Source organism: Ruegeria sp. CH11 (assembly GCF_056537105.1).
Genome location: NZ_JBQFQX010000008.1, coordinates 101,218 through 110,585 on the forward strand (window position 1 = coordinate 101,218; position 9,368 = coordinate 110,585).

Below are 9,368 nucleotides of genomic sequence, written 5' to 3' on the forward strand. Positions count from 1 at the left end.
GTAGCACCCCAAAGACGAGAGTGAGCTGGAGAGAGCAGTATGGCCGAAGAAGCCAAATCAGGAAGTGGTGTCTGGGAGACGATCAAAACCATCGTCTATGCGCTGCTGATCGCAGGCGTGTTTCGAACATTGTTCTTTCAGCCGTTCTGGATTCCGTCTGGCTCAATGAAGCCCACGCTTCTGATCGGTGATTTCCTATTCGTCAACAAGATGGCCTATGGCTACTCCTATGCCTCGTGCCCCAGCCTGATCATCCCGAGCGTCGGCCTGAACATTGATGCCGAAGACATCTGTGGCTGGATGCAGGGTGACGGGGATACCCGCATTTGGGGCGGCGACCCCGAACGCGGCGACGTCATCGTCTTCCGCCACCCGGTGACGGGTCGGGACTACATCAAGCGCCTGATCGGGCTGCCCGGCGACCGTGTCCAGGTGCGCGACGGTACCGTGATCCTGAACGGCACCGCGCTTCCACAGGAACCCGATGGCGTCTTTACCGAAGTTGCAGAGGCACAAGGGCCTCAGGGTCTCAAACCGCGTTGCGAAAACGGCCCGGTTGGATTTGGCGGCACCTGTGAGAAGTCGCGCTATATCGAATCGATGCCCAATGGCGTATCCTATGAAGTCCTCAATATCGGCAATCAGGGCTCGGACAATACTGGCGTCTATGTCGTCCCCGAAGGGCACTATTTCTTCATGGGCGACAACCGCGATAACTCGGCTGACAGCCGTCTGCCGCAATCAGTCGGGGGTGTGGGTTACGTGCCATACGAAAACCTGATCGGTCGCGCGGATCGCATCATGTTCTCGTCGGCGGGCCGATCCATGCTGTATTTCTGGACATGGCGCGGCGACCGGTTCTTCAAGGCGGTCAATTGAAGTTGTCAGCCGAAATAAGGGCGTTCCAGCAGCGGTTGGGGTATGAATTCAACAGCCCTGATTTGCTGCTGCGCGCTCTGACCCACGGTTCTGTTTCTTCTCCGACCCGGCCCGACAACCAACGGCTTGAGTTTCTGGGTGACCGCGTGCTGGGACTGGTGATGGCCACCGCTCTGCTAGAGGCCGACAAGACGGCCTCGGAAGGACAGCTGGCCCCGCGCTTCAACGCGTTGGTGCGGAAAGAGGCCTGTGCCGATGTGGCTCGTCAGATCGACCTGGGTGCCGTTCTGAAGCTGGGCCGGTCGGAAATGCTGTCAGGCGGCCGCCGCAAACAAGCCCTGTTGGGCGACGCGATGGAGGCGGTGATCGCCGCGATCTATCGCGATGCGGGGTTTGAGGCGGCGCGCGACGTCATTCTTCATCTGTGGGGCAACCGCATCCACAATGTCGAGGCCGACGCGCGGGACGCCAAAACCTCGCTTCAGGAATGGGCGCAGGCACGGGGGCAAAAACCGCCCGCCTATGTCGAAATCAAGCGCAGCGGTCCGGATCACGCGCCGGTTTTCACCATCGCAGCGCGCCTACAGGACGGAACCGAGGCACAAGCGACCGCCGGGTCCAAGCGGCAGGCGGAACAAGCCGCCGCCAAAGCGTTGTTGGACAGGCTGCCGTCTTAATCGCCCGGTTTCGCGCTTCCTCTGGCCCAAAAAATAGGGGGCGAGGGGGCTGACGTTCCTCGGTCGGATTAGCGCGGCCAATTCGTCACCTAAACGACCCGGATAAATCCGGTCAGTCCGGTTTTCTGATGCTCGATCACATGGCAGTGGAACGCCCAGTCGCCCGGATTGTCGGCGACCAGGGCAATCTCGGCCACCTCGTCTTTCAGCAACAACATCGTATCGGTCATCAGCGGAGGAAGTTTTCGAAGGTTCGACCGCAGCGGCACAAAGGCCAACCCGTGCAAGTGGATCGGGTGCAAGTTGGGGGACTCGTTGCGCAGGCGCAGGACATAGCTTTTTCCCTGCTTCAAGGTCGCGAGCGGACCGACACCTTTAGCGGCGTCCCCAGGCCACGGCTTTCGATTGATCGACCAGAAGTTATAACCGAGCGAGCCGCAGAACCCGTTGTTTGGTTGACCACCTTCCGGGGTCCAGCCAAAGACGAACTCGTGAAGCTCCGCATTTGTCAGATCTGGATTGGTGACAGGATTCAGCGACAATGGTCGAAGGTCGCGCAAGTCGCGGGACAGATTTGACCCGGTGGCGCGTAGTGTTGCCATGGGTCGGACCGGTTGACCGGGCAGTTTGGCCATCAACTCAACGCGCTGACCTTCGATAACAGGCAAGGCCACAGCGAAATCCACGCGTTGGCCCGGCCCAATCAGTAGCGGCGCATCGGCGCTGGGCATGGGCATATCGATCTCGACCGGATGACCGTCCCAGGCCAGAATTTTCGCTTTGGCGCCCTCAAGATGCAGTTTGTAGATGCGCGTTGTGTCGGTGTTGACCACGCGCAGCCTTACCAGACTGCCAGCGTCGTGATCGTAGACCGGAGCACTCAGCCAGTTTGCTGTGTGCACATTGCCGAATGTCCCGGCGCGCGCGGCACCACGCGGGGTGTAAGCGGGCAGAAATGCGTCATCTTCATCCAGCCGAAAATCGCGCAAGTTGATGATCTGTTCGCTGTCAAAGCCGGGGTCTTCCGCTTCGGCAATCACCATGACGCCAGTCAAGCCATGAGCCATCTGGTCCATCGTCATGCAATGCGGATGGTACCAGTATGTACCAGCATCAGGTGGGGTGAATGCGTAGGAAAACACCTCGCCTTCTCCGATCGGCATCTGCGTCAGATAGGGAACCCCGTCCATCGCATTGTCGATACGCAACCCGTGCCAATGCATGGCCGTATAGTCAGGCAAAGTGTTTCGCACCGCCAGACGCATCTCTTCGCCCTGCCGCCCGTAAAGAACCGGCGGAGGTGCGTTTGGCGACAGGCTGACCATGCCGGTTGTGGCCTGATCGCGCAGCACGAATTCAGCCGATTGTATCGTCAGCGCCTGCGCCCCATCGGCCAAGCCGAACCCGCCCAATCCCAACGCTCCGGCGGTGGCAGCGCTGCCCATAAGAAACTCGCGGCGTTTCATGTCAAACCTCATCTGGATGGGAATGCAGCCGGGCTGGAATTGGCTTGGCTCCGGTCACAATTTTCTCACGGCCGGCGCATGGCGGCAATGCGACAAATCCCTCTGGTCCGGCTGGGCATTCTGCTATAGGGATGCGCACTTGCAAACAGGATCGCAGGATACATGACTACACGCGCCGGATTTATCGCCCTGATCGGAGAGCCCAACGCGGGCAAATCCACCCTTCTGAACCGCATGGTCGGGGCCAAGGTCTCGATCGTGACCCATAAGGTGCAGACCACCCGTGCGCGCATTCGCGGCGTCGCCGTGGACGGCGATGCGCAGCTGGTCTTTGTCGATACACCGGGCCTGTTCAAACCGCGCCGCCGTCTCGACCGTGCGATGGTAGCCGCCGCCTGGGGCGGGGCTGCGGATGCGGATGTGGTCGTGCTGATGGTCGAAGCGCATCGCGGCATCACCGAGGGCGTGGAACGTATTCTCGAGGGGTTGGCAGAGATCGGGCAAAGTCGCACCGTCGCGCTGGCGATCAACAAGATCGACAAGGTGCCGTCCGAGAAACTGCTGGCGCTTACTAGCGATCTGAATGCGCGTTATCCTTTTGCCGAAACCTTCATGATCTCGGCCGAAAAAGGCCACGGTGTCGACGATCTGCGCAAATGGCTCGCTACGGAACTGCCGGAAGGCCCTTGGCTTTACCCCGAGGACCAAATCGCCGACCTGCCACTGCGCATGATCGCGGCAGAGATGACGCGAGAAAAGCTGACCCTGCGCCTGCATCAGGAATTGCCTTATCAGCTGACGGTCGAGACGGAAAACTGGGAAGAGCGCAAGGATGGCTCGGCCAAGATTGATCAGGTCATCTATGTCATGCGTGATGGCCACAAAGGCATCGTTCTGGGAAAGCGCGGTGAGACGATCAAGGCGGTCAGCCAGGCCGCCCGCGCTGAGCTGGAGGAGTTTCTGGACCGCAAGGTCCACCTGTTCCTGCAGGTCAAGGTGCGGCCCAACTGGCTTGAGGAATCCGAACGTTATTCGGAAATGGGTCTGGATTTCAAAGACGGAAACACATGACCCGTCTGACGGCCGAATTCTGGGTCCAAGCCTATCTGGCGCGGCTGCGATTTCAGGAAATCCCGGCTTTTGTTGTGGCGCACGGAGATGATACGGCAGGCGCGGTACTGGTCAAATTGAACACATTGGACGGGCAGGCGGTTGCCTTTCAGCGCAGCTTTGACTTGATGAGTGGTGAGCGCAAGTGGATCGAGTTGTCCAGCGGATCAGAGGCAGACGTGGATGTAGCTATCCAGCGTCAGCGCGGCTTTGACCCCGACCTCTGGGTGATTGAGGTCGAGGACAGGCAAGGGCGACATTTGCTGGGCGAAGAAGGGTTGGACTAGCCCTACCAGCCACCGGTTTTCCCGTTGACGTAATGCCCCGTTGCGCTGGGGTTGCCACCTGCAAATTCGCGCACCTTGGCGGCAAATGTTTTGAAATAGGGCTGGGACTGTACATGCGTCAGAGTTTCTGCGCTGTCCCAGCAACCCCAATGGAACCGGGACTTGCCGTCATCGGCGGTCGCAACCTGATAAGCGAATTTTCCTTTTGCCTCGGGGTCGGCATCGATGGCTGCAATGAAGGCACTGGTGGTCGCCTGCCAGTCGGCCTCGTCGCCTTCGTAACTGTAGGTGATGGTAATTCCGCGCATGAGATCCTCCTATTTAACTATTGTGTTAATTAAGGTAGTCTGACCGTCCTTTGTCAAGGCAAGGGTTGACTGTGAACGGGCCGCCGGGCCGCCGTTCCAGCCACTTATGAAAAGGAGTTTCTTGTGCTTAGCCTTAGCGCAAACGATACAGAGAATTGCGTCCGAACTTAGCGTCCAGAACATAGCCTACGTCGGCCAACAACCCCTCGAGGTCGGAAGCCCAGACGTTGCTGTGCTCGACTTCGAAAAACAGAGATTTGGGCAGTTGCGTAGTTGCGATCTCGGTCAACAAGGGTGTTAGAACCCGATCCTCCAACCCCTCGACATCAACCTTCACGAAGTCCACCGCAGTGTCTGGGTCTGATGGCAGAAAATCGGTTAGCTTGCGCACTTGGACCCGGGTCGGCGTCGCCCCTTTGACCGGCTCGTTCAGGCTGGCCTCGCCCAGATTTCGACCGACCGGCACATAGAGATCCAACTCTCCCTCGCTGTCGGAAATCGCATAGGGATGGACTTGGATGTTCTCGTACGCATTCAGGCCGATGTTCTTTTCGAACCTGTCGCGCATGACCGGGTTCGGCTCGAACGCATGAATGACCGAGCCGGGACCAGCAATCGCGGCAATCCGCAGACTGTAAACGCCCGCATTTGCCCCGATGTCATAGGCGACGATTGGGCGGTCTTTCAGGTCACTCAGGATGTGAGACAGGGCGCGCTCTTCCTGCGTGCGTCCCTTTCGCCAGATCATGAATTCGGTATGGTTGTCCGAGGGATGCACCAGCATCCGGCACCCTTTATAGTCGACCTCGGTTGGCTTCAGGTTTTGCCGTATGAACCGCCTGATCTTCCTGGGTGTGTCCCTGTCATTGCAAATCTGCCTGAGCAGGTCATGGGGCCATTCCATACGGTCTTGTCTCGTTCTGTCACACGTCGATGAATAGGGAACTCTTAGCAGGTCCGCAGGCTTGGGAAACCAATTTCTTGAACACGTCGCTTTGGGGTCAAGCAACGCGCGGCATGTCGGTATCTGTTCTTGCGTCACCGTCGCCATTCAGATCAAGGTGTGCGGAGAAATCTGGTAAAGCTGAGAATGGACTGGCGCGATCACGGCATATTGCTGAGCACCCGACGGCATGGCGAGGCTGCGGCGATCATTGAGGTGTTCACCGAAGGCCACGGACGGCATTCCGGGATTGTGCGTGGCGGCGCCAGTCGCAAGGTTGCCCCCCTGTTGCAACCGGGCGCGCAACTGGATGTGTCATGGCATGCGCGGCTGGAAGAACATCTTGGAACCTTTCAGGTCGAGCCACTACGGTCACGCGCGGCGGCTGCGTTTTCCGGGCGGCTGGCGCTGGCCGGGTTGAACGCTGTGGTGGCGCTGCTGTCATTCTGCCTACCCGAACGCGAGCCACATCCCGCGATCTACAAGCAGACCGAACAGTTGATGGACCTGCTGGGGCAGGATGAGGTCTGGCCGCTGGCCTATATGCGGTGGGAATTGGCGCTGCTAGAGGAGCTGGGCTTCGGCCTCGATCTGGCCACTTGCGCTGTGACCGGCGCGCAGACCGGGCTGATTTATGTCTCGCCCAGAACCGGACGTGCGGTCAGCGCCGAAGGGGCCGGGGAATGGGCGGATAAGCTGCTACCATTACCGCCCTGTATGCGGGGCGAAGGGCAGGCGCCGGATACAGAAATTGCGCAGGCGTTGCACACCACCGGTTATTTTCTACATCACCGGGTCGCACCATCGCTGGGCCACACGCCTCTGCCCGAGGCGAGGGCGCGGTTTGTCGAGCGGTTTACTCGTGGGCTTTGAACACCATCTCATGCCCATCATCATTGCGCAGGATCAGGACATCTCCCGAAACTTCGGATTGGGTCATGGTCATGAGGGCGGCAAAGAAAAACCCTTCTGCCTCAAGCCCTGCGCAGGCGGCGCGGGTTGCGGTCAGGTTCTGGATCTCGAACCACGGATAGGGCGCGTTCAGCGTACCGCTATAGGTGTTGCAGGGGGAGTTTCCAGCGATTTTGCCTTCTTCGGGGAACTGCAACAGGGCACGGGCCTCATAGGGCTGTCCGTCGATTTCCTGCAACGCCCAGATCTGGTCCGCAGCGCCATAGGCCGCGACGGTTTCATCCTTGTTGCATTGCAACAGGGTCAGTAGGGGCAGCGTCAGGATCAGGCGTAGCATGGTTGGGTCTTAGCGCAACAACGTGTCGGACAAAATCGGTATCAATAGGGGTTCTCACCGCTCAGCAGCTCTGCCCGCACATCCAGTCGCGGGCGCCAGTTGTACTTTGTGTCCTCGCGTACCGGCGCCCAGAACAGCGCACCGCTGTTGCGCCAGGGGTCAAGGATGATGCCGTCATACATCGAATCCCCTTTGGCGCTGATCAGAGCCGAATGGTGGATGATCCGCAGTGCTGTTGGAGGAGAGGTGGCCCAATGCAAATCCAGAGTGCGGAAGTTTTCCTGCCGCAAACGTGTGGTCATGGCCTGGGCCCAGTCATTGCATAGGCCAAACTCCCGAAAGCCGTTGATGACTTTGGCATTGTGGATAATGGCCGCGTCGGTGACGTTCCAGTTCCGCGCCAGCTGTTCGGAATGCCGATAGGCGATGGTGGCGGCCCGGCGCGCCTCAGCCGGGTCGACATCCGGCCCAAGGGCCTGGATCGCCCGGGCCAGATCGTCGATCTCGGTCTGGCTGGCGGTGGGCACCGAGGTGGCGCAGCCGCCGAGGGCAAGGGCGGTCAGGATCGCCCACAATACGAATAGTCGTCTGGTCATTCCGGCTGCCCTTGGTTTCGACGCGCAGGGTGCCTTAACCGGGTTCCCGCCCGAGATCAAAGGGGAAGTTTGCGCCGGGGCGGATCATATCCGCCAGCGACAAGAAAAGAGACCCGGCGCTGGACCGGGTCAGTTGGGGAAACAGGAATGCCGAAACGGTCACCCGAGCAGACGTCGCGCGATGACCTGTGCCTGAATTTCGGCAGCCCCTTCGAAAATGTTCAGAATGCGCGCATCGCACAGAACGCGGCTGATTTTATATTCCAGCGCAAAGCCATTGCCGCCATGGATTTGCAAGCCATTATCGGCCGCAGCCCAGGCCACGCGGGCACCCAGCAGTTTGGCCATACCTGCCTCAAGGTCGCAGCGTTGCCCATGATCCTTTTCCCAGGCCGAGAAATAAGTCAGCTGCCGTGCGATCATGATCTCGACCGCCATCATCGCCAGCTTGCCCGAAACGCGCGGGAAGTTGATCAGAGATTTGCCGAATTGCTTGCGGTCCTGCGCATATTGCATGGCGATATCCAACGCGCATTGCGCCACACCAATGGCGCGGGCGGCGGTCTGGATGCGGGCGGATTCGAAGGTCTCCATCAGCTGCTTGAATCCTTTGCCTTCTTCTCCGCCCAGCAGGTTCTCACCCTTGACCTGGAAGCCGTCAAAGCCCAGCTCGTATTCCTTCATGCCGCGATAGCCCAGAACCTCGATCTCGCCGCCAGTCATGCCGGGCGTGGGGAACGGGTTTTCGTCGGTGCCGGGCGTTTTTTCCGCCAGGAACATCGACAGGCCCCGGTGATCGGTTGTGTCGGGATTGGTGCGGGCCAGCAGGGTCATCACATGGGTGCGGGCCGCATGGGTGATCCAAGTTTTGTTGCCAGTGATCTGATAATCGCCGTTCTCGTCCTTGACCGCGCGGGTGCGCAGGCTGCCCAGGTCCGATCCGGTGTTGGGTTCGGTGAACACGGCCGTTGGCAGAATCTCGGCGCTGGCGAGCTTTGGCAACCAGTTGGCTTTTTGCTCATCCGTACCACCCGCAATGATCAGTTCGGCGGCAATCTCAGAGCGGGTGCCCAGCGATCCGACACCAATATAACCGCGGGACAGTTCTTCCGAGACGACACACATCGAAGCTTTGGACAGACCAAAACCGCCGAATTCTTCGGGGATGGTCAGGCCAAAGACGCCCATCTCAGCCAGTTCTTCGATGATCTCGATGGGGATCAGCTCGTCTTTCAGGTGCCACTCATGGGCGTTTGGTTCGACCTTTTCCTGTGCATAGCGGCGGAACTGGTCGCGGATCATCTCAAGCTCTTCGTCCAGACCCGATGCGCCGAACATGGTGGCACCGGCCTGATCCTGCATCAGTTCAACCAGTCGCGTCCGCGCGGCCTGAGAATTGGCCTGCGCCATCAAGGTCTGAACCTCGGCGCATTGGAAGCCCGATAGGGCGTCCCAACCCAGACCCAGATCCTGTAAGCGCACAACTTCGCCCTGGTTCATCGGGATGCCGCCTGCAACCTGATGCAGGTATTCACCAAAGGCGATCTGGTGCAAAAGCTGCTCAATCTCTCCGAATTTACCTTCGGAGGACAATGCCTCGGCCCAACGCTGCATCTGTTTCAAAGACTGGTGGTAGGTCGCAAACCACGCCAGTCCATGTGCTGCTGTCTGATGGGCCTCGACCAGCGCCCCCGAGATCCGGCCATCGCTGGTGACCATCGCCCGCACGGATTCGCGGGCACGGTCAAACACAGCTTCGACGGCAGGCACGGCTTTGCCCGTCAGGTCGAGGAGATCAGGCAGAACTGCTGTTTGCGTCATATTGGTCACATCTTGTCCATCATGGGCCATGA

The 9,368-nt window shown here is 59.4% G+C and carries 11 protein-coding genes; 5 read left to right on the top strand and 6 right to left on the bottom strand.

The features are described from left to right. The first annotated feature begins 39 nt into the window (after positions 1–39). The gene (gene lepB, locus ACR0LX_RS14040) at positions 40–879 is read left to right on the top strand and encodes a signal peptidase I (protein WP_480784245.1); all 840 of its coding nucleotides are present in this window, start codon (positions 40–42) and stop codon (positions 877–879) included. Further along, the gene (gene rnc / locus ACR0LX_RS14045) at positions 876–1,556 is read left to right on the top strand and encodes a ribonuclease III (RefSeq protein WP_480784246.1); all 681 of its coding nucleotides are present in this window, start codon (positions 876–878) and stop codon (positions 1,554–1,556) included. The genes lepB and rnc overlap by 4 nt, the downstream gene beginning before the upstream one ends. An 89-nt stretch (positions 1,557–1,645) precedes the next feature. On the opposite strand, the gene ACR0LX_RS14050 is transcribed toward rnc, so the two are convergent. Further along, the gene (locus tag ACR0LX_RS14050; RefSeq protein WP_480784247.1) at positions 1,646–3,022 is read right to left on the bottom strand and encodes a multicopper oxidase family protein; all 1,377 of its coding nucleotides are present in this window, start codon (positions 3,020–3,022) and stop codon (positions 1,646–1,648) included. Positions 3,023–3,184: 162 nt separating this feature from the next. Between ACR0LX_RS14050 and era the strand changes: the two genes are divergently transcribed. Together era and ACR0LX_RS14060 are read left to right on the top strand one after the other, a co-directional pair. Next, positions 3,185–4,093, top strand: a complete 909-nt coding sequence (gene era / locus ACR0LX_RS14055; protein ID WP_480784248.1) for a GTPase Era — start codon at positions 3,185–3,187, stop codon at positions 4,091–4,093. Further along, a complete protein-coding gene (locus tag ACR0LX_RS14060; RefSeq protein WP_480784249.1) occupies positions 4,090–4,419 on the top strand; it encodes a DUF1491 family protein in 330 nt (109 codons plus the stop codon). Before era ends, ACR0LX_RS14060 begins: the two co-directional genes overlap by 4 nt. Before the next feature lie 2 nt (positions 4,420–4,421). Here ACR0LX_RS14060 and ACR0LX_RS14065 read toward each other — a convergent pair whose 3' ends face one another. Next, a complete protein-coding gene (locus ACR0LX_RS14065; protein WP_480784250.1) occupies positions 4,422–4,727 on the bottom strand; it encodes a hypothetical protein in 306 nt (101 codons plus the stop codon). Between the two features lie 133 nt (positions 4,728–4,860). After that, positions 4,861–5,631, bottom strand: coding sequence for an FkbM family methyltransferase (locus ACR0LX_RS14070; RefSeq protein WP_480784251.1), 771 nt, complete (start codon positions 5,629–5,631; stop codon positions 4,861–4,863). A gap of 186 nt (positions 5,632–5,817) precedes the next feature. Here ACR0LX_RS14070 and recO point away from each other — a divergent pair, with 186 nt between their 5' ends. Then, positions 5,818–6,543, top strand: a complete 726-nt coding sequence (gene recO / locus ACR0LX_RS14075; protein WP_480784252.1) for a DNA repair protein RecO — start codon at positions 5,818–5,820, stop codon at positions 6,541–6,543. On the opposite strand, the gene ACR0LX_RS14080 is transcribed toward recO, so the two are convergent. The 3 genes from ACR0LX_RS14080 to ACR0LX_RS14090 all read right to left on the bottom strand — a co-directional run bounded on the left by ACR0LX_RS14080 (position 6,527) and on the right by ACR0LX_RS14090 (position 9,366). Continuing rightward, positions 6,527–6,919, bottom strand: coding sequence for an META domain-containing protein (locus ACR0LX_RS14080; protein ID WP_480784253.1), 393 nt, complete (start codon positions 6,917–6,919; stop codon positions 6,527–6,529). The genes recO and ACR0LX_RS14080 overlap by 17 nt on opposite strands. A gap of 41 nt (positions 6,920–6,960) precedes the next feature. After that, positions 6,961–7,515 carry a hypothetical protein gene (locus ACR0LX_RS14085; protein ID WP_480784254.1) on the bottom strand — a complete coding sequence of 185 codons (555 nt, stop codon included), beginning with the start codon at positions 7,513–7,515 and terminating at the stop codon, positions 6,961–6,963. A gap of 159 nt (positions 7,516–7,674) precedes the next feature. Then, positions 7,675–9,366: an acyl-CoA dehydrogenase family protein gene (locus ACR0LX_RS14090; RefSeq protein ID WP_480784255.1), complete on the bottom strand. Its 1,692-nt coding sequence runs from the start codon at positions 9,364–9,366 to the stop codon at positions 7,675–7,677. Between the last annotated feature and the right edge of the window lie 2 nt (positions 9,367–9,368).

Coding starts and splice junctions, on each gene's coding strand:
- ACR0LX_RS14060 (WP_480784249.1), top strand. CDS start 4,090: ATGACCCGTCTGACGGCCGAATTCTGGGTCCAAGCCTATCTGGCGCGG.
- ACR0LX_RS14050 (WP_480784247.1), bottom strand. CDS start 3,022: ATGAAACGCCGCGAGTTTCTTATGGGCAGCGCTGCCACCGCCGGAGCG.
- era (WP_480784248.1), top strand. CDS start 3,185: ATGACTACACGCGCCGGATTTATCGCCCTGATCGGAGAGCCCAACGCG.
- lepB (WP_480784245.1), top strand. CDS start 40: ATGGCCGAAGAAGCCAAATCAGGAAGTGGTGTCTGGGAGACGATCAAA.
- ACR0LX_RS14090 (WP_480784255.1), bottom strand. CDS start 9,366: ATGGCCCATGATGGACAAGATGTGACCAATATGACGCAAACAGCAGTT.
- ACR0LX_RS14070 (WP_480784251.1), bottom strand. CDS start 5,631: ATGGAATGGCCCCATGACCTGCTCAGGCAGATTTGCAATGACAGGGAC.
- ACR0LX_RS14080 (WP_480784253.1), bottom strand. CDS start 6,919: ATGCTACGCCTGATCCTGACGCTGCCCCTACTGACCCTGTTGCAATGC.
- ACR0LX_RS14065 (WP_480784250.1), bottom strand. CDS start 4,727: ATGCGCGGAATTACCATCACCTACAGTTACGAAGGCGACGAGGCCGAC.
- recO (WP_480784252.1), top strand. CDS start 5,818: ATGGACTGGCGCGATCACGGCATATTGCTGAGCACCCGACGGCATGGC.
- ACR0LX_RS14085 (WP_480784254.1), bottom strand. CDS start 7,515: ATGACCAGACGACTATTCGTATTGTGGGCGATCCTGACCGCCCTTGCC.